Source organism: Cytobacillus oceanisediminis 2691 (assembly GCF_007678455.1).
GTDB lineage: Bacteria > Bacillota > Bacilli > Bacillales > Cytobacillaceae > Mesobacillus > Mesobacillus oceanisediminis_A.
The window spans coordinates 220,882-246,401 of sequence record NZ_VEEP01000008.1 but is presented as its reverse complement, the minus strand read 5'-3'; the positions used below and the strand labels follow the sequence as shown (position 1 = coordinate 246,401).

The following is a 25,520-nucleotide window of genomic DNA, read 5'->3' as shown; positions in this document are numbered from 1 at the left end:
TCCTTAGTATTAAAATTAATGAACGATATAGAGAAGAAGTGGGGAGATGAGGAAATGGCAACAGTACATCATTCAGCCTGTCCGTTGAATTGCTGGGACAGCTGCGGGTTCCTTGTTACCGTGGAGGACGGAAAAGTAACAAAGGTAGAAGGCAACCCCGAGCACCCTATTACCCAGGGCAAAATTTGCGGCCGCGGCAGGATGCTTGAGAACAGGGCGAACTCAGAAGATCGCCTGCTCTATCCACTGAAAAAAATCGAGGGCAGATTCCAGCAGATTTCCTGGGAGCAGGCGTTAGGTGAAATTGCTGAAAAACTGGCCTATTATAAAGATAATTTTGGTACCATTTCCGTTTTACACAGCCACGATTACTCCAACAGTGGTTTGCTTTCCAATTTAGACAGCCGCTTTTTCAATCTTTATGGCGGAGTGACTGAATTGACAGGTTCAATCTGCTGGGGCTCTGGTATTGAGGCACAGAACTGGGATTTCGGTGACGCGTACAGCCATGCACCTGAGGATTTGGAAAATAGCAAACATGTCGTCATCTGGGGCAGGAATGTCGCCCGGACGAATATGCACCTTTTTCAGAACCTCCAGGCTGTGAAAAAAAATGGCACGAAGATATATGTAATTGACCCTATTTATAATGCAACTGCCAAGCTGGCGAATGAATATATCTCCATTAAGCCTGGCTTCGATGGGCTGTTAGCGGCGGGCATCATGAAAGAGTTGCTCCGGATGGAGCTGCAGGACGTTGAGTTTTTGGCAAATCAGACGGTAGGGTTCGAGGACTTGAAGACTCTGCTGGATAGCGTGACGTTAGAATATATCAGTCAAGTGACAGAGGTTCCGGCCGAAATCATTACCCTTCTTGCAGGGGTTTATGCTGACCGCCCGGTTTCCACGATCATGGGCCTTGGAATGCAGCGCTATGAAAATGGCGGCAACACGATTAGACTTCTTGACGCACTGGTCGCTGTCAGCGGCAATATTGGAATTGCGGGCGGCGGAGCCAATTATGCCAACAAACAGGTAGGGCAGAGCTTTGATTATCAGAACATGGCGATGCCTGAACAAAAGAAGGCTTCACGCACGTTCACGATGATGAGGCAGGCCGAGGGGATTCTTAGCGCTGTGGATCCAGAAATCAAAATGGGGATCGTCACCTGCGGCAACCCGCTGACGCAGGTTCCTGACACAAATCGGGTTCGGAAGGCATTTGAATCGCTCGAAACTCTCGTCGTGATTGACCAGTTCATGACAGATACAGCCGAACTTGCTGATTATGTTCTACCAGCCGCGACCGCTTTTGAAGTGGAGGATGTATATTATTCGTCGATGTACCATCATTATGTGAACCATGGCCCAAAACTTGTAGAACCGCCGGGTGAGGCCAAGCCAGACGCCTGGATCTGGGAAGAACTAGCAACAAGATTAGGGTTTGGGGACGAATTTAATTTTACCAGAGAAGAATTCATCGGCATGGGGCTTGCAGCTTTGACTGAAAAGGGCATCAGTCTTGATAAAATCCGTGTGGAAAAGTTCGCTGAGCTTCCCGTTGATAAAATTCCCTGGGCAGACAGGAGTTTCAAAACGCCAAGCGGCAAGTATGAATTCACTTCATCCGCCGTTGCGGACGGAAAAATCAAGCTGTCGCTGCCAACCGAAACAAAATGGACCAATTCCGAGCTAGCTGAAAAATACCCTTATACATTGCTGACGATTCATCCGCTGCGTTCAAACCATTCGCAACATTTCCACCTGTTCCAGCCAGAACCATATGTGAAAGTGGAAATCGCCGAAAGCGTCGCTGCCGAAAAAGGCTTGAAAGATCAGGATTATGTGCGGGTATGGAACGACAGAGGAGAAGTGAAAGGGACGGTTTCCATTTTTAAAATGGCCCATCCGGGAACGGTTAATATCGATGAAGGCTTGAGCGCCCGTTTCGGCGGCTCAGTCAACCAGCTGACATCCAGCCGAGAATCAGACAACGGCCTCGGCAGCACCCTTTATGATTGCCTGGTCAATATTGAAAAAGTGGAAAAAGGATGATGGATTGGTTGCCGCACTTTAATAGAGAGTGCGGTTTTTTTAATTTGGGTGGAGAGGATAGCAATCCCAATTTCATGAGGACACCATTCGAGTGGAAAGATACCCTTATGTGCGCAAATCTATCTCTATAAGTGTACCATTCAAGCGGAAAGATACCCTTATGCAGTCAATTCCACCTCCATAAGGTCACCATTCAAGCGAAAAGATACCCTTATGCAGTCAATTCCACCTCCATAAGGTCACCATTCAATCAGAAAGATACCCTTATGCAGACAATTTCATCTCTATAAGGGTACCATTCAAGCGGAAAGAAACCCTTATGTGGGCAAATCCATCTCTATAAGGGTACCATTCAAGCGGAAAGATACCCTTATGTGGGCAAATCCATCTCTATAAGTGTACCATTCAAGCGGAAAGATACCCTTATGTGGGCGAATCCATCTCTATAAGGGTACCATTCAAGCGGAAAGATACCCTTATGTGGGCGAATCCATCTCTATAAGGGTATCATTCAAGCGAAAAGATTCCCTTATGCAGTCAATTCCACCTCCATAAGGTCACCATTCAATCAGAAAGATACCCTTATGCAGTCAATTTCATCTCTATAAGGGTACCATTCAAGCGGAAAGAAACCCTTATGTGGGCAAATCCATCTCTATAAGGGTACCATTCAAGCGGAAAGATACCCTTATGTGGGCAAATCCATCTCTATAAGGGTACCATTCAAGCGGAAAGATACCCTTATGTGGGCGAATCCATCTCTATAAGGGTACCATTCAAGCGGAAAGATACCCTTATGTGGGCGAATCCATCTCTATAAGGGTATCATTCAAGCGAAAAGATACCCTTATGCAGTCAATTCCACCTCCATAAGGTCACCATTCAATCAGAAAGATACCCTTATGCAGTCAATTTCATCTCCATAAGGTCACCATTCAAGCGAAAAGATACCCTTATGCAGACGAATTCAGCACTATAAGGTCACCATTCAGGCGGAAAGGACATACATTTCCCCTTCAATAGGGCACCAAGAGGCTTGCTCTTTTTTACAAGCTTGTCTTTTCCCCCTGTAATCTCTATAATTGTGAGAGGAAAAAATCGTTTAGGTGATTCTTGCTTGAATAGATACATTTTTAAATAGAGGAGTGACATGGATGGCTTTAACAGCAGGTATTGTTGGGCTTCCTAACGTCGGGAAGTCAACATTGTTTAATGCGATCACACAGGCTGGTGCTGAATCAGCCAACTATCCGTTCTGTACGATTGACCCGAATGTCGGAATCGTCGAGGTTCCTGATCATCGTTTAACTAAATTGACTGAGCTGGTCCAGCCGAAAAAGACGGTGCCGACTGCTTTTGAATTCACTGACATTGCCGGCATCGTTAAAGGTGCGAGCAAGGGTGAAGGACTGGGTAACAAGTTCCTTTCACATATCCGCCAGGTAGATGCAATCTGTCAGGTTGTCCGCTGTTTTGCGGATGACAATATTACTCACGTTGCAGGTAAAGTAGACCCAATATCTGATATTGAGGTTATTAACCTGGAATTGATTCTGGCTGACATGGAATCTGTTGAAAAAAGAATCAGCCGTGTTGAGAAATTGGCTAAACAAAAAGATAAGGAAGCTTCTATTGAGTTTCCGATTCTGGCACGTTTGCGTGAAGCATTTGAAGCTGAACAGCCAGCTCGCGCAGTGGAATTCACTGAAGAAGAAATGAAAATCGTCAAGCAGCTTCACTTATTGACAATCAAGCCAATGCTTTACGTTGCCAACGTTGGCGAGGAAGATGTCACAGACCCTAGCGGCAATGAGTATGTGCAGAAAGTCCGCGAATTCGCTGAAAAGGACAATGCGGAAGTTATTGTCATCAGTGCGAAAATCGAGGAAGAGATTGCTGAGCTAGAAGGCGAAGAAAAGGAAATGTTCCTTGAGGAGCTGGGAATTGAAGAATCAGGTTTGGACCAGTTGATCCGTGCGGCATACAGCCTGCTGGGACTGGCTACCTACTTCACAGCTGGCGTCCAGGAAGTACGCGCATGGACATTCCGCCGCGGCATGAAGGCACCTCAATGTGCCGGCGTCATCCACTCTGACTTCGAGCGAGGATTCATCCGCGCAGAAACAGTCCACTACGATGACCTTCTTGCAGCGGGGTCAATGACAGCTGCCAAGGAAGCCGGAAAGGTCCGCCTTGAGGGTAAAGAGTATGAAGTGAAAGACGGAGACATCATCCACTTCCGCTTTAATGTATAATCAAAGTCAGTCCTGCCGAGATGCAGGGCTGATTTTTTAAAATTAGCTAAAATTAGCTAAAATTAGCTAAAATTAGCTAAAATTAGCTTGGACAAAAATACGAACATATGTTAGTATTTTCTTATAGAATTCTATGACACAGCAAAAGCAAAAGCAAAAGCAGTTTCATTTCATATTGCGTTGCTTTTGAATAGGTTCTGTGATATAATTTCATCTTGTGAGTAATTAAACAATTACTCCTTGCCCTGTAATGGGGCCGTTTAGACCAAAAGGAGGTGACAGTGATGAGAAAGTACGAAATTATGTACATCATCCGCCCAAACATTGAAGAGGAAGCTAAAAAGGCTCTTACTGAGCGTTTCAGCACAATCCTTACAGACAACGGTGCGGAAGTTGCAGAAGCTAAGGAATGGGGCAAACGCCGCCTAGCTTATGAAATCAATGATTTCCGTGATGGCTACTACCAGCTTGTTAAGGTAAACGCTACTCCGGCAGCAGTTGAGGAATTCTCTCGTCTTGCTAAGATCAACGAAGATATCCTTCGCCACATCGTAATTAAAGAAGAAGAATAATAAATGATATAAATAGAAACTTTCAGCGGAAGGTGTTTCACATGGAACATCCATGCTGGGGGGAAGGAGTTGATTCTGATGATGAATCGTGTCGTTCTTGTCGGCCGTTTGACCAAGGATCCTGAATTACGTTTCACACCTAATGGGGTTGCAGTTGCTACTTTCACGCTTGCGGTAAATCGTTCATTTACCAACCAGCAGGGGGAAAGAGAAGCAGACTTCATTAACTGTGTGGTATGGCGCCGTCCAGCTGAAAACGTTGCTAACTTCTTGAAGAAAGGCAGCCTTGCAGGTGTAGACGGACGTGTCCAGACTCGCAGCTATGAAGGACAAGATGGTAAGCGTGTATACGTTACAGAAGTTCTTGCTGAGAGTGTTCAGTTCCTTGAGCCAAAAGGACAGTCTTCAGACAGAGGGGATAGCGGTTATTCCCGTCAAAATGATCAAGGTTCCCCGTTTGGGAATCAGAATCAACGCCAGAACCAAGGTTATACAAAAGTAGATGAAGATCCATTTGCAGGTGGCGGCCAGATCGACATTTCAGATGATGATCTTCCATTCTAATATAACTCGGACATGAAATATAATACACAAGGAGGGAAATGACCATGGCAATGGGTGGACGCAGAGGCGGACGTGCAAAACGCCGTAAAGTTTGCTACTTCACAGCAAACGGAATCACTAAAATTGATTATAAAGATGTTGATCTTCTTAAGAAATTCATCTCTGAGCGCGGTAAAATTTTACCACGCCGTGTAACTGGAACTAGCGCTAAATATCAGCGTAAATTGACAGTTGCAATCAAACGTTCTCGTCAAATGGCATTACTGCCATACGTTTCAGGCGAATAATGATCGGTTTTAAAAGGCAGCGGGGCTTCCCGCTGCCTTTTATATTACTTTTGCCTTTCTTCCAGCTATAATACCGCTTTGGTTGCTTGTCCGTAATTTACAGGATAAAATAGTTCTTATCGGTTATTTTAGATGTGGCCATGCCCGGAAGTCTTCAGTCTGGAGATGATGTCGGGCATAATCAGGATGCATACGCTTTGAACGCTTGTCAGGGCTATCCAAGGCGCTTACGCTTTTAGATGAGGTGAAATATGAAAAATACATACAAGCTGACAGAGGGTGCCATCCTGTTGGCGATTTTTGCTGTTTTGTTGTTAATTACTTTGTATATTCCCGGATTGGGAATGGTCGTGAATTTCTTTCTTTCCTTGCCGTTCCTGATGTTCGGGGCTAAGCATGACTGGAAAAGCACCGCTGTCTTTACACTCGCGGCTGTTTTGCTATCGATGATTCTTGGTTCGTTCCTGGCGATGCCACTGGCTCTAGCTTTTGGAACGACAGGAGCAGTCATGGGGTATATGGTGAGGGAAGGGAAAAGCAGGTTTGCTGTTTATATCGCCGGTTCCGTCGTGTTTCTAGTGAATTTAGTGGCACAATATGCTTTGTCGATCGTTTTATTTAACATCAATTTCATTGATGAAATGGTGACGGTATTCCGTTCCTCTGTTGATCAGGCAATCAATATGCTTGAACAAATGGGCCAGACACCTGATGAGAAGCTTATCAAACAATTTGAAACAATGGTCGATATGATTGAAGTACTTGTGCCAAGCATGTTCGTGATGTCTTCCTTTTTAATTGTGTTCCTGCTTCAGCTTGCTTCATTTCCGTTCATGAAACGGTTTGGCATCAAGGTGCCTGTATGGCGTCCGTTCAGGGAATTGAATCTTCCAAAAAGCATTCTATGGTACTATCTGATCACGATGATCGTTGCATTGGTCATGCAGCCTGAACAAGGGACGTATTGGTTCTGGGTGATATCCAATCTTTCGTTCATCCTGCAAATGCTGATGGTTCTTCAAGGTATCGCGTTCGTTTTTTATTTCACGCATATAAAAGGGTACACGAAAGCTGTCCCCATTATCGTGATAGTCCTGATGTTCCTCCTGCCATTTGTTCTTTATATTGTGAGGATATTAGGTATAATTGATTTAGGATTTGATTTAAGAAAACGTCTAGGAGAGAAGAAGTAATCAGAAACTAACGCTTTAGGAGCTGAGCACATGCCTTCTTATTTAGAGAGGCGGCAAATACGTTATCCATTGTATGGATTGATGGCCGTAACACTGGTGCTAATTGGATTTCTGTCTTTCTATAACTGGATTATAGGGGCTGCAGGGTTCATTCTCACTGGCCTGTTGGTATATTTGATTTTTCAAGTGAATCATAAAATAAAGGAAGAAACGGAAGAGTATATTTCCACCCTTTCTTACCGCGTGAAAAAGGTCGGCGAAGAGGCTTTGATGGAAATGCCGATCGGGATCATGCTAATCAATGATGACTATTATATTGAGTGGACGAACCCTTTCATTGCCTCCTGTTTCAATGAAGACTCGCTTGTCGGAAAGTCACTGTATGATGTAGCCGATGCCGTCATTCCATTGATCAAGCAAGAGGTCGAAACGGAAATCATCACTCTTCACGATCGCAAATTCAGGATCATCCATAAACCTGAGGAGCGGTTGCTCTACTTTTTCGATGTGACCGAGCAGACCGAAATTGAAAAAATGTATCATGATGAACGGACAGTCATCTCGATCATTTATCTTGATAATTATGAAGAAGTGACCCAGGGGATGGATGATCAGACAAAAAGCAGTCTGAACAGTTTGGTGACCTCGATTTTGAATAAATGGGCGACCAATAATGGGGTTTTCCTAAAAAGGGTATCATCAGAGCGCTTTATCGCGGTATTCAATGAGCATATCCTCCGGCTGCTGGAAAAAGGCAAATTCACCATCCTTGATGAGGTAAGGGAGACGACATCAAAGCAAAACGTTCCTTTAACTTTAAGTATTGGGGTTGGCACTGGATATTCTTCTCTTCCTGAGCTAGGTACACAGGCACAATCCAGTTTGGACCTTGCTTTGGGGCGTGGCGGTGACCAGGTGGCAATCAAGCAGCCTAATGGAAAAGTGAAGTTTTATGGAGGCAAGACCAATCCTGTTGAAAAGCGTACAAGGGTAAGGGCACGAGTCATTTCCCACGCACTGAAGGAACTCGTCATCGAGAGTGACAAGGTCTTGATCATGGGCCATAAGAACCCGGATATGGACGCGATCGGTTCGGCAATCGGAATCCTTAAAGTTGCCCAACTGAACAAGCGTGAAGGGTTCATTATCTATAATAAAAACGAGATTGATACAGGTGTGCAACGCCTGATGGATGAGATTAAACAAAACGAAGATCTCTACTCCCGTTTCATCACACCGGAACAGGCGTATGAAATCGCCTCAGATGACACTTTGCTGGTCGTCGTCGATACGCATAAGCCGTCACTGGTGATCGATGAAAAGCTATTGAACAAGATTGAGAATGTCATCGTCATCGACCACCATCGCAGGGGCGAGGAGTTTATCAAAAATCCGCTGCTTGTCTACATGGAGCCCTATGCTTCCTCGACGGCAGAGCTCGTTACGGAATTGCTTGAATACCAGCCGAAAAATGGAAGAATCCAGATGCTTGAGGCCACTGCTTTACTGGCTGGGATTATCGTCGATACAAAAAGCTTTACTTTAAGGACTGGTGCACGGACATTCGATGCTGCTTCCTACCTCCGAAGCCATGGGGCGGATACTGTTCTGGTCCAGAAGTTCTTAAAAGAAGATATTAATACCTATATTAAAAGAGCAAGAATCATTGAAAATGTTTATTTTTACCGTGACGGCATTGTCATTGCAAAAGGATCGGATGATATTTATTGTGACCATGTCCTGATTGCACAGGCAGCAGACACCCTTTTGACTATGGATGGTGTACAGGCGTCATTTGTTATATCCCGGAGAGCCGAAGCCACGATTGGCATCAGCGCAAGATCATTAGGTGAAGTCAATGTCCAGGTCATCATGGAAAATCTCGAAGGCGGCGGGCATTTGACCAATGCAGCAACACAAATGTATGATCTTTCAACGGACGAGGCAGAAACACTTTTACAAAATGCGATAGATGATTATTTAGAAGGGGGACAAAAAGAATGAAAGTAATCTTTTTGAAGGACGTTAAAGGAAAAGGCAAAAAAGGCGAAATCAAAAATGTGGCAGACGGCTATGCTCATAACTTCCTGATAAAGCAGGGGCTTGCTGTAGAAGCCAATCAGGCCGCAATGAGTTCCCTGAGCGCACAGCAGAAGAAAGAAGAGAAAATGGCCCAGCAGGAACTTGAGGATGCGAAGGCATTGAAGGAAAAGCTGGAAAAAGTTACGGTTGAACTATCTGCAAAGTCCGGTGAAGACGGCCGTCTTTTTGGTTCAATCACAAGTAAGCAGATTGCTGATGAACTGCAAAAAGCGCATAAAATCAAGCTTGATAAGCGTAAAATCGAGATGCAGGATGCTATCCGCACACTAGGATACACAAAAGTTCCTGTAAAGCTTCATAAAGAAGTTCAGGCAACATTGAATGTCCATGTAAAAGAAGGAAAATAATTTACAGTTCCATATAGTCTTAAACATGATAAAATAATATAGTTACAGAAATAGGTGATCGGTTCAGCTGATCACTTTTTTTCAATTACAGTAATTTTGTAAGGGGGCTGGCAGATGAGTGAATTATTCGCGGATCGACTTCCGCCGCAAAATATGGAAGCGGAACAAGCCGTACTTGGTGCAATTTTTTTAGAGCCATCAGCTTTAACTCTTGCTTCAGAAATCCTGTTACCAGATGATTTTTATCGTGTGGCACACCAGAAAATATTCAGCGTCATGCTGGATTTGAATGATAAAGGGAAAGCAATCGACCTCGTGACCGTCACGGAGAACCTGGCATCTTCCAAGCTGATTGAGGATGTTGGAGGGGTCAGCTATCTAAGTGAATTGGCTGCGTCCGTGCCGACTGCAGCAAACATAGAGTATTATGCTAGAATCGTAGAAGAAAAATCGCTGCTGAGAAGGCTGATCCGCACTGCTTCAGGCATTGCTGAAGATGGCTATATGCGTGAAGATGAAGTTGAAGCATTGCTGGCCGAGGCAGAAAAGAACATCATGGAGGTTGCCCAGCGCAAAGGCGGCGGGGCGTTCCACAATATAAAAGATGTCCTTGTCCGGACTTATGATAATATCGAGGAAATGCATAACCGTAAAGGGGATATCACCGGGCTGGAAACTGGTTTTGCTGAGCTTGACCGTATGACCGCCGGTTTCCAGCGGAATGACCTGATCATAGTGGGTGCCCGTCCTTCTGTTGGTAAAACAGCGTTCGCCCTGAACATCGCCCAGAATGTTGCGAAAAAGACAGGGGAGAATGTCGCGATTTTCAGTTTGGAGATGGGTGCGGAACAGCTTGTCATGCGTGTACTCTGTGCTGAGGGAAATATTGATGCCCAGAGACTGCGTACTGGATCCCTAAATGATGAAGACTGGGGCAAGCTGACGATGGCAATGGGCAGCCTGTCCAATGCAGGGATTTTCATTGATGATACCCCGGGTGTCAGGATTACTGATATCCGTTCCAAATGCCGCCGTCTAAAGCAGGAACAAGGTCTTGGCATGATCATGATCGACTACTTGCAGCTGATCCTTGGAAGCGGCCGTGCTGGCGAAAACCGCCAGCAGGAAGTATCGGAAATCTCACGTTCCCTCAAGCAGCTGGCACGTGAACTGCAGGTTCCAGTCATCGCCTTGTCGCAGCTGTCCCGTGGCGTGGAACAACGTCAGGACAAGCGTCCGATGATGTCCGATATCCGTGAATCCGGATCAATCGAGCAGGATGCCGATATCGTTGCGTTCCTGTATCGTGATGATTACTATGATAAGGAATCCGAAGACAAGAATATCATCGAAATCATCATTGCCAAGCAGCGTAACGGCCCGACAGGAACCGTGAAGCTAGCCTTTGTAAAAGAATACAATAAATTCGTCAACATTGAAAACCGATATGACGAATCGTACGCTCCACCCGGGGCATAATGAGAATTGACCAGTTTGGTTAATTCTCTTTTTTTTATCTTTAATCAATTATTCAAGTTAATTTTACGAACGAAAGAATTGTTATATAAATTTAATGTTCGTGTTTTATTGACTTACCCCCATGATTACTGGTAAACTTTATATGTTTCAAACGGAAAAATAACCGTATTACCTTTGGAGGTGCTTTTTATATGTCATCCGTAGTAGTAGTTGGAACACAATGGGGAGACGAAGGAAAGGGAAAAATCACAGATTTCCTTTCAGAAAATGCCGAAGTGATTGCCCGTTATCAGGGGGGAAACAACGCAGGCCATACAATCAAGTTCAATGGTGAAACATATAAACTGCATTTGATTCCATCAGGAATTTTTTATAAAGAGAAAATCAGCGTCATCGGAAACGGAATGGTTGTCGATCCAAAAGCACTTGTAAAGGAACTTGCCTATCTTCACGATAAGGACGTCTCCACTGACAATCTTCGAATCAGCAACCGCGCCCATGTTATCCTGCCATATCATCTGAAGCTGGATGAAGTGGAAGAAGCAAGCAAGGGTGCAAATAAGATTGGCACGACAAAAAAGGGGATCGGCCCAGCGTATATGGACAAGGCTGCCCGTATAGGAATCAGGATTGCTGACTTACTGGATCGTGAAGTATTTGAAGAAAAGCTTACCCGCAATCTTGAAGAAAAAAATCGTCTGCTTGAACGCATCTATGAGACAGAAGGATTCAAGATTGAGGACATTCTGGATGAGTATTATGAATATGGCCAACAAATTAAGCATTATGTTGTTGATACTTCCGTCGTTTTAAATGATGCATTGGACGAAGGCCGCCGAGTGCTGTTTGAAGGCGCACAGGGAGTAATGCTTGATATAGACCAGGGTACATATCCCTTTGTTACCTCTTCCAATCCAGTTGCTGGCGGAGTGACAATCGGGTCTGGAGTAGGGCCAACGAAAATCACTCATATTGTAGGTGTTTCCAAAGCCTATACGACTCGCGTAGGTGATGGTCCGTTCCCAACTGAACTGGACAATGAAATTGGAAACCAGATTCGTGAAGTAGGCCGCGAGTACGGGACAACGACAGGCCGCCCGCGCCGCGTTGGCTGGTTCGACAGCGTCGTCGTCCGCCATGCCCGCCGAGTCAGCGGAATCACGGACCTATCCTTGAATTCCATCGATGTTCTGACTGGGATTGAAACGCTTAAAATTTGTGTGGCCTATCGCTATAAAGGTGAATTGATCGAAGAGTTCCCTGCAAGCCTGAAGGCACTCGCTGAATGCGAACCAGTCTACGAAGAACTGCCAGGCTGGACCGAAGACATCACAGGCGTGAAGTCACTCGATGAACTGCCGGAAAATGCAAGACACTATCTCGAACGCATTTCACAGCTGACAGGTATTCCATTATCTATTTTCTCAGTCGGTCCAGACCGCACCCAGACAAACGTCGTGCGTAGCCCTTGGAGATCATAATTTAGCTAAAAATAAGCCCCTGATCATGGAGATCGGGGGCTTATTTTATTGTTGCGGCCGGTTTTCCAGCCGTTTTCCAAGTCGCGGAATTATGGGTTGAATTCACGGAATTAATGTGTGATTCCGCGGGAATGCCAGTCTGACTCGCGGGAATAGTCCATATGTTCGCGGAATTAGCCAGTAACTATGTAATTTTCGAGCAAGAAAAATTCAAATTCAGAAGAATTACTACTGAATTCGAAGGGGAATTGCAGGATAAAAGAAAAAAGTAAAAAAAGTTTATAAAAAATATATACAAAAGACAAATTGCTATGGTAATATAAACAACGTTGTCACTAATTCGACAAAAAATGATAAACATTTATAGGAGCCATTAGCTTAGTCGGTAGAGGGTTGCTAACTTCACTGAAAATGCTTCAGCGGCAACCTGCGAGAAATACCGAAGGTCTTTTGAGCACAGGTTCCACCTCCAACCCAGTTATGGGAGTAAGATTATATAGCGAGCCATTAGCTCAGTCGGTAGAGCATCTGACTTTTAATCAGAGGGTCGAAGGTTCGAGTCCTTCATGGCTCACCATTGCTTTTTCAGGTCAATCATTTTGGTTGCTATTTTTATATGGCCCCTTGGTCAAGCGGTTAAGACACCGCCCTTTCACGGCGGTAACACGGGTTCGAATCCCGTAGGGGTCACCTTATTACATATTTAATTGAATAGTATTATGGCTCAGTAGCTCAGTCGGTAGAGCAGGTTGCTCACATCCTCGACTAAGCTCCAGCGGCAACCTGCGAGAAAGACCGGAAGGTCATTCGAGCAAAGGACTTAATCAACACATAGTTTAGGGAACATAATATCATCTTGGCTCAGTAGCTCAGTCGGTAGAGCAAAGGACTGAAAATCCTTGTGTCGGCGGTTCGATTCCGTCCTGAGCCATTAAAAAAGGGAGCGTGTCTAAAGACATGCTCTCTTTTTTTGTAATACTTTTGTAATAAAGTCGGTAATCTTCCTATTATTAACATGTTTGTATTGGATTTAACAAGAAGGTTCAAAAACTTTCATTCAAAAGTAGGGGAATACCCCGATATTACTAGGTTTTTGGCTTATTTTGCGCGTGGAAGATAGGAAAATAGATCGATACAAAATGGCATTTATCTGACAAAAAACGTAATAAAATGTCAGCTATTATACATTTTTGTTACATAATGAAGACTAATCTTCCCTGCGAGACATTATATGGTAAAGTATAAAGGTACAATTATCAGATAATAGTTATATAGAACTAGACTAATAGTGTTTGACCGTTGTAGGAGGATCAGGATGAATAATTTAAAACATAGGCTGTCCAATCTTGCCGGCAAAACATCTAAAGAGATGAAGCCAGCAATAAAAAAGTCAATCATGGCTGCGGTTACTGTAGCTGCATTGTCTTTTGGTGCGGGAAATGCGGCACATGCGGCAGAATCTAAATTAACAACAACGACCGTATTTTACGTATATGTAAATGATAAATTTGTAGGAACTGTAGCAGACAAAACGCAAGTGGAGAAACTGGTTGAAGCTGAGTTAGCAGCTGCCAAGAAGGATTATGCGGACCTGGATGTCGATCTAGGGGTAGATGTATCTTATATTCCTGAGCAAGTGTTCAGTTCTGCAAAAGACTCCAATACAAGTGAAGTATTGGCTGAACTTAAGAGCCAGATTAATGTCCAGGCAGATGCTTCAGCTTTAGTGATTGGTGACAAACCTGTTGCTTATCTAAAAGACCAGGAAGCAGCTGATGAAGTACTCAAAACCTTAATGCTTGAATACATTACCAAAGAAGAGTTGGCTGAAGTGGAGAGTAAAAAAAATTCTCCTAATCTACCATTACCCGAAGTAAAAGAAAATGAAACTCGTTTATTAGACGCTAGTTTTACCCAGGAAGTTTCACAATCAAAAGAAAAAGTTGCTCCTGAGAAGATACTTTCTGTTAAGGAAGCTGTAGAGCTACTTAAAAAAGGTACTCTTGAAGAACAGAAGTATCGGGTTAAAGAAGGAGATGTATTGGGAAGCATTGCAAGTGACCACAATCTGGAGCTTGCCCAGTTGCTTTCATTAAATAAAGGGTTGGATGAAAATTCCGTCCTTAAGCCTGGTCAAGAGCTGAATGTAACTGTTTTAAAGCCTTTCGTTGAAGTGGTTGTCGACCGTCAGGTATATGCTAAGGAAGAAGTGGCTTTCGAAAAAGAAGTCATTGAAGATCCTGCAATGCCTAAGGGTGATACTAAGAAGAAGCAGGAAGGCAAAGTTGGTATGAAGGGCATCACCTACTCACTGACTGAACAAAATGGCAGGGTAATCAAGAAGGAAGTCATCAAAGAATCTGTACTTGAGGAGCCTGTGAAGGAAGTTATCGTCAAAGGAACCAAGGTTATGCCTTCCCGTGGAGACGGTACATTTGCATGGCCGACGAATGGCGGTTACATCTCAAGCCGTCAGGGTTACCGCTGGAGCAGGATGCACAAAGGTATCGATATCGCTAGGCCGAGTAATTACACAATCAAGGCAGCGGATAACGGAACCGTAGTATATGCTGGTAACAAGGGCGATGGATATGGCAATAAAATCATTGTCGATCACAATAACGGCTACCGTACTATGTATGCTCACCTTGCATCCATCTCTGTAAACGTAGGTCAGACAGTTGCTCGCGGTTCACAAATCGGTGTTATGGGAAGAACCGGAAACTCCACTGGTATCCATCTTCATTTTGAAGTTTATCAAAACGGCAGGATTATTGACCCGTTGTCTAAATTAAGCAGATAAAATTGAAACATAAAAAAGTCTCTAGCCAAACTAGAGACTTTTTTTATTACAGGTCCCTCTTTGGTATAGTACGGATATAAGCCAGTTATTTTAATGTTATGGGCAGGATTGGTACAATTGGGAAGAGAAGAATAGAAGTTGTATAACAGAAAAATTCAGTTTTTCTCTGTTTTACAGTAAAATAGATAAGATAGCATTTTTAAAAAAGAGAAGATTTTTCATATACGAATGATAATATGTTTTTAAAAGGAGAATTGGTATGGAGAAGAAAATTCTGGTTGTAGATGATGAGAAACCAATTGCAGATATCCTGCAGTTCAATTTAAAAAAGGAAGGTTACGATGTTTACTGTGCATATGATGGAAATCAGGCAGTTGAAATGGTCGAGGAAGTACAGCCTGATTTGATCCTGCTTGATATCATGCTGCCTTTGCGCGATGGCATGGAAGTCTGCCGCGAAGTCCGCAAGAAGTATGAGATGCCAATTATCATGTTGACGGCCAAGGATTCAGAGATCGATAAGGTTCTCGGCCTTGAGCTTGGAGCGGATGATTATGTCACGAAGCCGTTCAGCACGAGAGAATTGATTGCAAGGGTAAAAGCGAATCTTCGCCGCCACCAGGCGAATGCAGTCAAAGAGGATGAGCAAGAGGAATCAAATGAAATTAGTGTCGGTTCTTTGACGATCCATCCTGATGCTTACGTTGTTTCCAAACGAGGAGAAACAATTGAATTGACGCATCGTGAATTCGAACTGCTCCATTATCTTGCCAAGCATATTGGACAAGTCATGACGAGGGAGCATCTTCTTCAAACGGTTTGGGGTTATGATTATTATGGCGACGTTCGTACCGTTGACGTTACTGTAAGACGTCTTCGTGAAAAAATCGAAGATAATCCTAGTCATCCAACGTGGATCGTGACAAGACGAGGAGTAGGCTACTATTTAAGAAACTCTGAGCAGGAGTAAGAACAGGGATGAAAAAAGTCGGTTTTTTTCGCTCCATACACCTTAAATTTGTGCTTATATATGTCCTGCTTATTCTCGTGGCGATGCAGATCATCGGAGTTTATTTTGTCCGCAAGCTCGAGACGACCTTAATGACCAATTACCAGGAATCTGTAAAATCCCGAGTGGACCTGCTGGTCTATGATCTCCAGGAGGAAATGGTCAAGGAACGCGGGAAGGAAGATCCCACGAAAGAGGAAGCAATTAGGCAAATATTAAGTGATTATAATAAGACCAATGATATTTCTGAAATCCGGGTAATTGACGGCAGCAGTTTCAAAATACTTGGAACATCAAGCACTAGCAATCAGGGGCTGGTTGGCCAAAGAACACCTGATGTCAAGATTAAGCGTTCGATCATCTTTGAAGAAGATGAAGATGTCATCCAGTGGGACCCAAAATCGAATAAGAGAGTTTGGGTACTATCCACACCTATCATGCATAACAGTGAAGCAATTGGTGCGGTCTACCTTGTGGCGAGGATTGATAATATTTTTAAACAGATGAATGATATCAATAAAATCCTTGCTACCGGAACGGCGATCGCTCTGATTTTCACAGCTATTCTGGGAATCTTACTGGCACAAACAATCACCAGGCCGATATCCGATATGCGCAAGCAGGCACTGGCGATGACACGCGGTAATTTTTCCAGGAAGGTTAAAGTTTATGGCTACGATGAAATTGGTCAACTCGCGATTACTTTTAACAATCTGACGAAGAAGCTGCAGGAGGCTCAGGCCACTACGGAAGGCGAGAAAAGAAAGCTCAGCTCCGTTATTTCCTATATGACGGATGGCGTCATTTCAACGGACCGCAAAGGGCGGATCATCCTGATCAATGATCCTGCTGAGCAAATGCTGGGTGTTTCACGTGAAACAGTGCTTTCACAGCCTTTGGTTTCCGTACTTGGATTGGATGAAAATTATAGCTTTGAAGATTTGCTTCAGGAAAAAGACTCTATCATCCTTGATTACAGTACGAAACGTAAACCATTTATCCTTCGTGCGAATTTTTCGGTTATCCAGAAGGAAAGCGGCTTTGTAAATGGATTGATTGCGGTTCTTTATGATGTTACTGAACAAGAAAAAATCGATATGGAAAGACGGGAATTCGTTGCGAATGTATCCCATGAATTGCGGACTCCGCTGACAACTATGCGCAGTTATTTGGAGGCATTGGCTGATGGTGCATGGCGTGATGAGGAGATTGCCCCGAACTTCCTGGAGACCACCAGAGGAGAAACAGAGCGGATGATCCGTCTGGTTAACGATTTGCTGCAGCTTTCCAAGCTGGACAGTGTGGATTACCGTCTTTCAAAAGAGTGGGTGGACTTTCCGGTGTTCTTTAACCGAATCATTGATCGGTTTGAAATGACAAAGGAACAAAATGTAGCCTTTGTAAGGGAATTACCCAGTGAAGCCATTTTCGTAGAAATAGACGAAGACAAAATCACCCAGGTACTGGACAATATCATTTCCAATGCAATGAAATACTCACCAGAGGGCGGGACGATTACATTCAAGGTAAAAGAACTGGATGATCAGATTGTCGCAAGTATCTCAGATGAAGGTGTCGGCATTCCTAAGGATAATCTTGATAAGATTTTTGATCGTTTCTACCGAGTCGATAAGGCCAGGACACGAAAACTTGGCGGAACCGGTCTTGGACTGGCGATTGCCAAGGAAATGGTCAATGCCCACGGAGGAAAGATATGGGCGGACAGTGTGGAAGGGAAAGGAACAACCGTTCAGTTCACTCTTCCTTATGACCGGAGTGCAGAGGATGATTGGTCATGACATATGAAAATATAAAAACTGTTATTTTAACATTTCTCGTAGCATTAAGTGGTTTTTTAACATGGAATATCTGGACTTATCAGCCGGCCTATGAGCTAGTCAATAATCAAAGGACGGTAGAAGAAGTGAATATAGCCACTCAGAAGGAACTGAAGAAAATAGTCAAGCCACATCAGGTTATTTATCATGTGGGCGGCAAGCAGTTTGGTTCTGTGGATAATGCTTATATTGATGGGGTTATTGGTGTTATTGCAAAGTGGAAGTATTTTGATGTCGAAAAGTATCCTGGACGGGTCACTGAATTTAATGAGAAAATCGTCCAGGGGGACAACACCGAAATAATTTTTCCAGATGAGGTGCCTATCGAACTCTATAAAAGGGTATTGAATATTAACGAAAAGGATATCCCGAAATTTGATTTCGACCGCATTATCATCAATTCCGAGACACAGCAAAAGCAGGAAGGAATTGTCTACTTTTATTCGCAAAAAAACCAGGAAGTCTATGTCAGCAATGTCAGTCCGACCTATATAAATGATTTTACTGACAAATTCTATGAGTCTGCCAGAAGGCTGACTCCGTATTTCCTTTATACGGTATCTGATATCAAGAAGATCTATTTACCAACTGAAAAAGTTGAGATGGTCATGCACACTTATTATCAAAATCCTCTGGATTCAGACCTGTTCAAAGAAGCTCTTTTCACGGATCCAAGCTTTGTACAGCGAAGCGTGGTAGATGGCATTGAGGAATATACCGATGATGCCAGCAAAATGATTGTGGATACGCAAACAAATATGATTAACTATGTGAATCCTGTCCGGAGTGGGGATTCGGTCATCGGTACGAACAATGTTTTACAGAAAAGCATTGAGTTTGTTAACGAGCATGGCGGCTGGACGGAATCGTACCGTTACGTGTATAAGGACGATTTTAGCCAGAATGTCCTTTTTCGTCTGTACAGCAAGGAAGGATATCCTGTGTTCAATCAGATCGGCATGTCGGAGATTTACCAGCAGTGGAGGCAATCGGAAATCAGCCGATATGTACGCCCTGGATTCCACCTGGAGCTCCCTTTAAATCCGGAAGTCGTAACGAAAACACTGCCATCTGGTTATCAGGCACTTGATTATCTTCAGCGAAAAAAAGATTTTAAACCAGCTTTGCTGCAGAATATGATGCCGGGTTACTATATGACACAAGGGCCGGGGGATCAAGTGATTCTGCTGGAACCGGGATGGTTTTACTTATACGATCAGGAATGGCGGCAGCTGATATGGGAGGAGGAATTGAATAATGGATTGGAGTAGGATCAAAACCATCTTTATTCTGACATTCCTCGTCCTTGATGTTTACCTTGTATATCAGTTCATGAATACTAGGGATGCTGCCCAGTATGAAATACCCAAGGAAGCGACACTTGAGGAAAAGTTGAAGAATGATGATATCACTTATGGTGAACTCCCTGAGACGAAAAAGAAAGAACAGTATCTAAGTGTAAGAACCAAGGTATTCACGACGGAGGAAATGGCGAAGATCAAGGGACAATCCATAAATCTCGGGGATGGTACATCAATTGAAGCCAAACTCGAAAAGCAAGTGAAACTGACGACCAAGTTCCAGCCAGCCGAACTGTCTGCCTTTATGAAAGAGAATATCTTTGCTGGTGAACAGTATAAGTTCTGGAGCAAAAATGATGAGGACGGGACAATTACGTATTACCAGGAATATGACAGCAAAACGTTTTACTATAACAGCAATGCAAAATTAACTTTCTTTTTCAATAAAGATAATGAAGTGACTTCGTATAAACAGACGTATTTGGAAATCATCGATGAACTGTCGGATGCAGAGGAATTGCTGCCGCCATTAAGGGCGCTGGAAACTTTATATAAAAAAGGCTTGATCAAGCCAAAGAGCAAGATTACCGATGTTAAATTGGGATACTCCACGCTTGTTCCATTGCCAACATCCCTTGTAGTAACACCGACATGGAGAATTGAAGTCAACGGCAAGGAAAACCTGTTTGTACATGCATTCGAAGGTCGGGTCATCCCGTTGACAGACGGAGAAAATAAAACGACGGAGTGAAGAGATATGAGTTTGCATTTTAGTGTTCTCGCCAGCGGGAGTACGGGAAATGCGATCTATGTGGAGACGGAGGGCCAATCCTTTTTGGTAGATGCCGGATTGAGCGGCAAACAGATGGAGGCTTTATTCAAGCAAATCGGCCGCGACATGAAAGACCTCTCTGGTATATTAGTGACGCATGAACATAGCGATCATATAAAAGGCATAGGAATCGTTGCCCGTAAATATAAACTGCCAATCTATGCGAATGAAAAAACGTGGAAAGCGATGGACGGATTGATTGGGGAAGTCCCGCTGGACCAGAAGTTTTCTTTTAACATGGAAAGTGTCAAATCATTCGGCGGATTGGACATCGAATCTTTTGGTGTTTCACATGACGCAGCAGAGCCGATGTTCTATGTATTCCATAAAGACGGCAAAAAATTGGTGCTGATTACTGATACAGGCTATGTCAGTGACAGGATGAAGGGAATCATCTCGAATGCTGATGCGTATGTGTTCGAGAGCAACCATGATGTCCAGATGCTGCGGATGGGAAGGTATCCATGGAGCGTCAAGCGGCGGATCCTGAGTGATTACGGCCATGTTTCGAATGAGGATGCCGCAGTCGCAATGAGCGAAGTAGCAGGAGATCAAACTAAACGGATTTATCTTGCCCATTTGAGCAAGGATAATAATATGAAGGACCTTGCAAGGATGTCAGTCGCACAAACATTAGAGGGCAAGGGAATCCTTGTAGGCGAACAGTTCGATTTGATTGACACGGATCCAAAGACTCCGACGCCTCTAACAGCCATTTAAAGCGTTTATGTAAATAGATTTATAGGTAAAGGAGTAAAGGCATGAACAACGTCTTTACTCCTTTTTCAATTCTTAAAAAGGCTTATGATTTAGAAATTATCATGACAGGTAGTATAATATTTTGTATAAAAATGATTGTATCTATTGGTCAATGAAAGGGTTGGTGGACATTGGGTTATTACGATGATCAGGATTATCAAGGCAGGTATAAACCGCAAAACGGCAGGAAAGGCGGCTTTTTCTGGGCCAGCCTGGCAGGCGCAGTCATTGGGGCGTTATTGGTGATTTTCTCGATTCCCCTGTTATCGAACTTGGATGTGCTGCCATATAAGATTCAACCAAATAATCAATCAGCCGTAACAGATGAACAGAAGTCTGAAGACGATAAAGAAGATATTACTGCGAAAAAGAATGTTTCGATTGATGTTTATTCCCAGATTACCGATGCTGTCGACAAGGCCGGAGATGCGGTTGTAGGCATCACGAATATCCAGGAAAGCACAAACTTCTGGGGACAAACCCAGGAAGCAGGCGGAACAGGGTCCGGCGTGGTTTATAAAAAGGCAGGAGACAAAGCCTATATTGTCACGAATCACCATGTAGTAGCAGAGGCTTCTGAGCTTGAGGTCAGCCTTAGCGATGGGACAAAAATCCCAGCCAAACTTTTAGGAAGCGATATCTGGACGGATCTGGCGGTGTTGGAAGTGCCTGCGGAACAAATAAAGGTCGTAGCTGAGTTTGGGAATTCTGAGAAGCTGAAGCCTGGTGAACCCGTCATCGCCATCGGAAATCCGCTGGGCCTTACTTTTTCAGGATCCGTTACTCAGGGAATTATCTCAGGCCTGGAGCGTGCCATTCCGGTCGACGTCAACCAGGACGGGACACCTGACTGGCAGGCTGAAGTGCTTCAGACAGATGCAGCCATCAATCCTGGCAATAGTGGAGGAGCCTTGATCAATATCGAGGGACAGGTCATTGGCATCAACTCGATGAAAATTGCCCAGAGTGCTGTAGAAGGAATCGGATTATCGATTCCTATCAATTACGCCGCTCCCATCATTGATGACCTTGAGAAGACAGGTGAAGTGAAAAGACCTTTCATGGGCGTCGAATTGGCTTCTGTTAATGAGATTTCATCCTATCATCAACAGAATACATTGAAGCTTCCTAAGGAAGTGAATTATGGTGTTGCAATCAGAGGCGTTGAGCCGAATTCCCCGGCAGACAAGGCTGGCCTGAAGGAATATGATGTCATTGTCGAAATGGACGGCGAGGAAATTCGCGATGTCGTCGATTTGCGAAAGCATCTGTATAACAAAAAGAAGGTCGGCGACGATATGCAGGTCAAGTACTACCGAAACGGCCAGCTGCAAGAAACAACAATGAAGCTGGGTGGAGAAACTTTATAGTCGTTGTCAATAAAAACAGGAGGCGGAAAGCTTCCTGTTTTTTGTGTTAAAATGGTCCTTGTGGATAAATTTAATAATGAATTTAAGCAAATGATAATTTTATAAAAAGAAGCTGAAAGGAAGAGAAAAATGAAGTATTGCTGCGCTGAACATGTAGAGTTGGCACTGGATGAGGCAGTTGATGAGTTTGAAGTTGCGCCTCAATTAACGAAGATAGAGGCTGTTGATAAGTCGGGGTTTGTCTGTGGATACTGTGGACAACCTGCTGTATATATTGTGGCGAACGAATGATCGCCTACTAAATGTGGATATCGATGTGAATATGTGGATAACTCTTGTGGATAGATTGTTTGTAAACTGTTTGTAATCTGTTTGTAAAGTGGGGATGCCTGTGAATATCTCAATCGTGACGGTTGGCAAATTGAAAGAAAAATACCTCAAACAGGGAATAGAAGAATATCTTAAACGACTCGGAAGCTACGCAAAAGTAGAAGTTTTCGAAGTACCAGATGAAAAAGCACCGGAGGAATTAAGTGATACCGAAATGGTCCAGGTCAAACAAAAAGAAGGAGAGCGAATCCTCTCTAAGATTGGCCAGGATACCTATGTCATCGCCCTGGCCATTAACGGCAAGCTGAAATCCTCCGAAGAACTTGCAGACAGCATGGACAAACTCGCCACCTATGGGAAAAGTAAAATCGCCTTTGTTATCGGCGGGTCTCTGGGACTGAGCGATGAAGTGTTGAAAAGGGCGGATGAACAGTTATCTTTTTCAAAAATGACCTTTCCACACCAGCTGATGAGGCTGATATTAGTGGAACAGATTTATCGGGCATTTCGGATTAATCGGGGTGAACCGTACCATAAGTAAATGAGGTTTTTTAAGAGCTGTCCAATAAGCCTTTTTGAAGTGAATTTATGCGAAATTGAAAAGCAGAAATGTTGTTAAAACAACGTTTCTGCTTTCGCTATTTCTGCATTTTTTGTTAAATCCCTTTTTAAACGAAAATTTATATACATCGGAAGTTTATATACGAATTATATAGAAATAAGTGAGGCAACTGTATGTCCAGATCACATACATATGTTTGGTAAGTATTCTATCGAAGTAAATTGTATTTGCTTTTAAGGGTTATTTAAAAGGAAAGAGTAGCCCGATGAATTTCGGTCGACATAAAAAAGTAATTCAAGAGTACATATGATACCTGCAGCTCAACATCCTTTTTCAAGTGTCCTAACTACAGCTATACAGGTTTCAATTAGGCAGTTCACTTTCTATTTCTACCACTTTTCAATTTGAATTGTCATATGATGCACGTTAAATTCATCATGAAGTAATGTTTGAATTTTACGCAATACGACCTGTTCATCTACATCTTGTCCTACGCTTACGTGACATGTTAATGATGGAAAATCAGATGTAATAGACCAAATATGAAGGTCCGTTACTCTTATTACTTCTTTTATAGATAATAATTTTTCTTCAATTTTGTCTTTATTTAAATCTTCTGGAGCACCTTCCATTAAAATATGAATAGAGTCGCGCGTTACGCGATATCCACTAATAATAATTAAAATAGCCACAATGATACTAGCAATTGGATCGGCTAGATTCCATTGGAAAAATAAAATAAGTAATGCAGCTGTAATCGCGCCAACAGAGCCAAGAATATCACCAATAACATGTAAAAATGCACTCTTTACATTTAAATTTTCATTATCGCCTTGATTTAAAATAAATGCCGCCGCAATATTTACCACTAGACCGAGAACAGCTACTATTAGCATGCCTGTACTCGCAACAGTTGGAGGTGCTGAAAAACGTTTTACAGCTTCAAAAAAAATATAGATAGAAATTGCAATTAACGTTAAACCGTTTATAAATGCTGCAAATATTTCAAAGCGTCGGTATCCAAATGTTTTTTGCCCTGATACAGCACGTTGACCAATAATAAGTGCTGCATAGCTAAGCCCTAATGCCGCAGAATCACTCAGCATATGCCCTGCATCTGATAAAAGTGCCAGGCTATTTGTCATAAACCCGCCAATAACTTCAACAATCATAAATGATGTAATAAGTAAAAACGTCCACATGATTACTTTTCGATTGTTATTTTCGCTTTGTTGTTGCCCATGATTATTATAATGCTCCATAATTTGAATACACCTTCCTTGACCTATTATATCCATTTTAAATGATTTCATTTATAAAACCATTGTTCCAGGCCCTGTGCATATACTGATTAGTGTTCAAGTTGAAAATCCATTAGCCTACGACAATGCTTTAGATAACGCGCATATGAAGACTAGCTAGCTGCAAATGAAGCTGAAGCTTCGTTGGTTTTATCTTGAAGTGCTGTATAAAAACCGCCTTTAGCCATGTTAGGGTGAACCTTACCATAAGTAGTTGAGGTCTAGATGTATAAAATAGTAACAATGCCCAAAAAGCCAAGTTATGAATAATAACTCGGTTTATTTGGCCATCTATCTTGTTGCTCAAATGTTGTACCTGGGTTATTTTAAATAGATATCAACCCATTATCTGGATCTTTCTAATTCTTTATAAAGGATTTTTATAATAAATAGCGAAAGAATGGAACCTACAAGTAAAAGTGCCATATCCCACTGGGCATCCCATATGTCTCCCTGCATCCCTAAAAAATCTTTTGTGACTTTCCCTTCTTTCCCTATTTTTGCACTTGCCCACTCAATGATTTCGTAGAAAGCCCCGATTGCTAGGGTTATACATAAAGCAATAAAATTTGTGGTTTTACTTTTCGATAAAGCCGTTTTCCTTAATAATATCTCTATTATCACTATCACAATAGACCCCTTAAGAAAATGACCAAACCGATCGTAGTGGTTTCTCTGTAAATCAAAATAATCTTTGATCCATGTAAAGAGTGGAACTTTTGAATAAGAATAATGCCCCCCTACAAACGTCAAAATGACAAGAAAGGTAATGATGACATAGGAAACAGTGGTGAGGCGAAACAGATTATATGTTAATACTAAAAACAGTATTGCCAATATTGAAGGTAAAACCTCCACCAACAAAACCATATATCCTTCTTCCGGTTTAATCAGGGACCAAATAAGTACAAGTAAAACAACCAATAACAAGAAAAAATGAATCGAAGAACTATTCATTTTATGTGACATTCAAATCACTCCATGAAAAACAAGTTGCATTTAGTATTTGCTTAACATTTATGTATTATAGAAAATGGGATGAGTTTTAAATTATATAACCTCATGTAGTAGTTTGCAGT

21 protein-coding genes and 3 tRNA genes are annotated in these 25,520 nt (G+C 42.9%); 22 read left to right on the top strand and 2 right to left on the bottom strand.

Going from position 1 to position 25,520, the window contains the following annotated elements:
* Window positions 1–54: 54 nt before the first annotated feature.
* The 22 genes from FS736_RS17000 to rlmH all read left to right on the top strand — a co-directional run bounded on the left by FS736_RS17000 (window position 55) and on the right by rlmH (window position 23,119).
* A complete protein-coding gene (locus FS736_RS17000) occupies window positions 55–2,055 on the top strand; it encodes a molybdopterin-dependent oxidoreductase (protein WP_144479427.1) in 2,001 nt (666 codons plus the stop codon).
* 1,154 nt (window positions 2,056–3,209) lie between these two features.
* Window positions 3,210–4,310, top strand: a complete 1,101-nt coding sequence (gene ychF, locus FS736_RS16995) for a redox-regulated ATPase YchF (protein ID WP_144479425.1) — start codon at window positions 3,210–3,212, stop codon at window positions 4,308–4,310.
* A gap of 284 nt (window positions 4,311–4,594) precedes the next feature.
* Window positions 4,595–4,882 carry a 30S ribosomal protein S6 gene (rpsF, locus tag FS736_RS16990; protein ID WP_144479423.1) on the top strand — a complete coding sequence of 96 codons (288 nt, stop codon included), beginning with the start codon at window positions 4,595–4,597 and terminating at the stop codon, window positions 4,880–4,882.
* 78 nt (window positions 4,883–4,960) lie between these two features.
* Entirely contained in the window at window positions 4,961–5,446 is a 486-nt protein-coding gene (ssb, locus tag FS736_RS16985) for a single-stranded DNA-binding protein (protein ID WP_144479421.1), read from the top strand.
* Window positions 5,447–5,496: 50 nt separating this feature from the next.
* A complete protein-coding gene (rpsR, locus tag FS736_RS16980) occupies window positions 5,497–5,733 on the top strand; it encodes a 30S ribosomal protein S18 (protein WP_079507585.1) in 237 nt (78 codons plus the stop codon).
* A 251-nt stretch (window positions 5,734–5,984) separates the two neighbouring features.
* Window positions 5,985–6,926 (top strand): YybS family protein, encoded by a 942-nt coding sequence (locus FS736_RS16975; protein ID WP_144479419.1) that lies wholly within the window; start codon window positions 5,985–5,987, stop codon window positions 6,924–6,926.
* Window positions 6,927–6,956: 30 nt separating this feature from the next.
* Entirely contained in the window at window positions 6,957–8,930 is a 1,974-nt protein-coding gene (locus FS736_RS16970) for a DHH family phosphoesterase (protein WP_144479417.1), read from the top strand.
* Window positions 8,927–9,376: a 50S ribosomal protein L9 gene (gene rplI, locus FS736_RS16965; RefSeq protein WP_144479415.1), complete on the top strand. Its 450-nt coding sequence runs from the start codon at window positions 8,927–8,929 to the stop codon at window positions 9,374–9,376. The genes FS736_RS16970 and rplI overlap by 4 nt, the downstream gene beginning before the upstream one ends.
* A gap of 114 nt (window positions 9,377–9,490) precedes the next feature.
* The gene (gene dnaB / locus FS736_RS16960) at window positions 9,491–10,855 is read left to right on the top strand and encodes a replicative DNA helicase (RefSeq protein ID WP_144479413.1); all 1,365 of its coding nucleotides are present in this window, start codon (window positions 9,491–9,493) and stop codon (window positions 10,853–10,855) included.
* A gap of 191 nt (window positions 10,856–11,046) precedes the next feature.
* Window positions 11,047–12,336: an adenylosuccinate synthase gene (locus FS736_RS16955; protein ID WP_144479411.1), complete on the top strand. Its 1,290-nt coding sequence runs from the start codon at window positions 11,047–11,049 to the stop codon at window positions 12,334–12,336.
* A gap of 501 nt (window positions 12,337–12,837) precedes the next feature.
* Window positions 12,838–12,913: transfer RNA gene (locus FS736_RS16950), tRNA-Lys, on the top strand.
* A gap of 41 nt (window positions 12,914–12,954) precedes the next feature.
* Window positions 12,955–13,026, top strand: a tRNA-Glu gene (locus FS736_RS16945).
* Window positions 13,027–13,194: 168 nt separating this feature from the next.
* A tRNA-Phe gene (locus FS736_RS16940) sits at window positions 13,195–13,267 on the top strand.
* A gap of 384 nt (window positions 13,268–13,651) precedes the next feature.
* On the top strand, window positions 13,652–15,139 hold the full coding sequence (locus FS736_RS16935) for a peptidoglycan DD-metalloendopeptidase family protein (RefSeq protein ID WP_144479409.1): 1,488 nt from the start codon (window positions 13,652–13,654) through the stop codon (window positions 15,137–15,139).
* 259 nt (window positions 15,140–15,398) lie between these two features.
* The gene (gene yycF, locus FS736_RS16930; RefSeq protein ID WP_144479407.1) at window positions 15,399–16,109 is read left to right on the top strand and encodes a response regulator YycF; all 711 of its coding nucleotides are present in this window, start codon (window positions 15,399–15,401) and stop codon (window positions 16,107–16,109) included.
* Between the two features lie 8 nt (window positions 16,110–16,117).
* Entirely contained in the window at window positions 16,118–17,947 is a 1,830-nt protein-coding gene (gene walK / locus FS736_RS16925) for a cell wall metabolism sensor histidine kinase WalK (protein WP_144479405.1), read from the top strand.
* Window positions 17,944–19,257, top strand: coding sequence for a YycH family regulatory protein (locus tag FS736_RS16920; RefSeq protein WP_144479403.1), 1,314 nt, complete (start codon window positions 17,944–17,946; stop codon window positions 19,255–19,257). The genes walK and FS736_RS16920 overlap by 4 nt, the downstream gene beginning before the upstream one ends.
* Window positions 19,244–20,038, top strand: coding sequence for a two-component system regulatory protein YycI (locus FS736_RS16915; RefSeq protein WP_144479401.1), 795 nt, complete (start codon window positions 19,244–19,246; stop codon window positions 20,036–20,038). The genes FS736_RS16920 and FS736_RS16915 overlap by 14 nt, the downstream gene beginning before the upstream one ends.
* A gap of 6 nt (window positions 20,039–20,044) precedes the next feature.
* Window positions 20,045–20,839, top strand: a complete 795-nt coding sequence (locus FS736_RS16910; RefSeq protein WP_144479399.1) for an MBL fold metallo-hydrolase — start codon at window positions 20,045–20,047, stop codon at window positions 20,837–20,839.
* Window positions 20,840–21,009: 170 nt separating this feature from the next.
* On the top strand, window positions 21,010–22,248 hold the full coding sequence (locus FS736_RS16905) for a S1C family serine protease (protein ID WP_144479397.1): 1,239 nt from the start codon (window positions 21,010–21,012) through the stop codon (window positions 22,246–22,248).
* A 129-nt stretch (window positions 22,249–22,377) separates the two neighbouring features.
* Window positions 22,378–22,539, top strand: coding sequence for a CxxH/CxxC protein (locus FS736_RS16900; protein ID WP_144479395.1), 162 nt, complete (start codon window positions 22,378–22,380; stop codon window positions 22,537–22,539).
* Window positions 22,540–22,639: 100 nt separating this feature from the next.
* Window positions 22,640–23,119, top strand: a complete 480-nt coding sequence (gene rlmH, locus FS736_RS16895; RefSeq protein WP_144479393.1) for a 23S rRNA (pseudouridine(1915)-N(3))-methyltransferase RlmH — start codon at window positions 22,640–22,642, stop codon at window positions 23,117–23,119.
* Window positions 23,120–23,529: 410 nt separating this feature from the next.
* Here the strand turns inward: rlmH and FS736_RS16890 are convergent, their stop codons facing one another.
* Together FS736_RS16890 and FS736_RS16885 are read right to left on the bottom strand one after the other, a co-directional pair.
* On the bottom strand, window positions 23,530–24,402 hold the full coding sequence (locus FS736_RS16890) for a cation diffusion facilitator family transporter (RefSeq protein WP_144479391.1): 873 nt from the start codon (window positions 24,400–24,402) through the stop codon (window positions 23,530–23,532).
* Window positions 24,403–24,786: 384 nt separating this feature from the next.
* On the bottom strand, window positions 24,787–25,410 hold the full coding sequence (locus FS736_RS16885; RefSeq protein WP_260983636.1) for a DUF2238 domain-containing protein: 624 nt from the start codon (window positions 25,408–25,410) through the stop codon (window positions 24,787–24,789).
* Between the last annotated feature and the right edge of the window lie 110 nt (window positions 25,411–25,520).

Bases quoted from the DNA above. Each gene is read 5' to 3' on its own strand.
- FS736_RS17000 (WP_144479427.1), top strand. From the start codon at position 55: ATGGCAACAGTACATCATTCAGCCTGTCCGTTGAATTGCTGGGACAGC.
- ychF (WP_144479425.1), top strand. From the start codon at position 3,210: ATGGCTTTAACAGCAGGTATTGTTGGGCTTCCTAACGTCGGGAAGTCA.
- rpsF (WP_144479423.1), top strand. From the start codon at position 4,595: ATGAGAAAGTACGAAATTATGTACATCATCCGCCCAAACATTGAAGAG.
- ssb (WP_144479421.1), top strand. From the start codon at position 4,961: ATGATGAATCGTGTCGTTCTTGTCGGCCGTTTGACCAAGGATCCTGAA.
- rpsR (WP_079507585.1), top strand. From the start codon at position 5,497: ATGGGTGGACGCAGAGGCGGACGTGCAAAACGCCGTAAAGTTTGCTAC.
- FS736_RS16975 (WP_144479419.1), top strand. From the start codon at position 5,985: ATGAAAAATACATACAAGCTGACAGAGGGTGCCATCCTGTTGGCGATT.
- FS736_RS16970 (WP_144479417.1), top strand. From the start codon at position 6,957: ATGCCTTCTTATTTAGAGAGGCGGCAAATACGTTATCCATTGTATGGA.
- rplI (WP_144479415.1), top strand. From the start codon at position 8,927: ATGAAAGTAATCTTTTTGAAGGACGTTAAAGGAAAAGGCAAAAAAGGC.
- dnaB (WP_144479413.1), top strand. From the start codon at position 9,491: ATGAGTGAATTATTCGCGGATCGACTTCCGCCGCAAAATATGGAAGCG.
- FS736_RS16955 (WP_144479411.1), top strand. From the start codon at position 11,047: ATGTCATCCGTAGTAGTAGTTGGAACACAATGGGGAGACGAAGGAAAG.
- FS736_RS16935 (WP_144479409.1), top strand. From the start codon at position 13,652: ATGAATAATTTAAAACATAGGCTGTCCAATCTTGCCGGCAAAACATCT.
- yycF (WP_144479407.1), top strand. From the start codon at position 15,399: ATGGAGAAGAAAATTCTGGTTGTAGATGATGAGAAACCAATTGCAGAT.
- walK (WP_144479405.1), top strand. From the start codon at position 16,118: ATGAAAAAAGTCGGTTTTTTTCGCTCCATACACCTTAAATTTGTGCTT.
- FS736_RS16920 (WP_144479403.1), top strand. From the start codon at position 17,944: ATGACATATGAAAATATAAAAACTGTTATTTTAACATTTCTCGTAGCA.
- FS736_RS16915 (WP_144479401.1), top strand. From the start codon at position 19,244: ATGGATTGGAGTAGGATCAAAACCATCTTTATTCTGACATTCCTCGTC.
- FS736_RS16910 (WP_144479399.1), top strand. From the start codon at position 20,045: ATGAGTTTGCATTTTAGTGTTCTCGCCAGCGGGAGTACGGGAAATGCG.
- FS736_RS16900 (WP_144479395.1), top strand. From the start codon at position 22,378: ATGAAGTATTGCTGCGCTGAACATGTAGAGTTGGCACTGGATGAGGCA.
- FS736_RS16890 (WP_144479391.1), bottom strand. From the start codon at position 24,402: ATGGAGCATTATAATAATCATGGGCAACAACAAAGCGAAAATAACAAT.
- FS736_RS16885 (WP_260983636.1), bottom strand. From the start codon at position 25,410: ATGTCACATAAAATGAATAGTTCTTCGATTCATTTTTTCTTGTTATTG.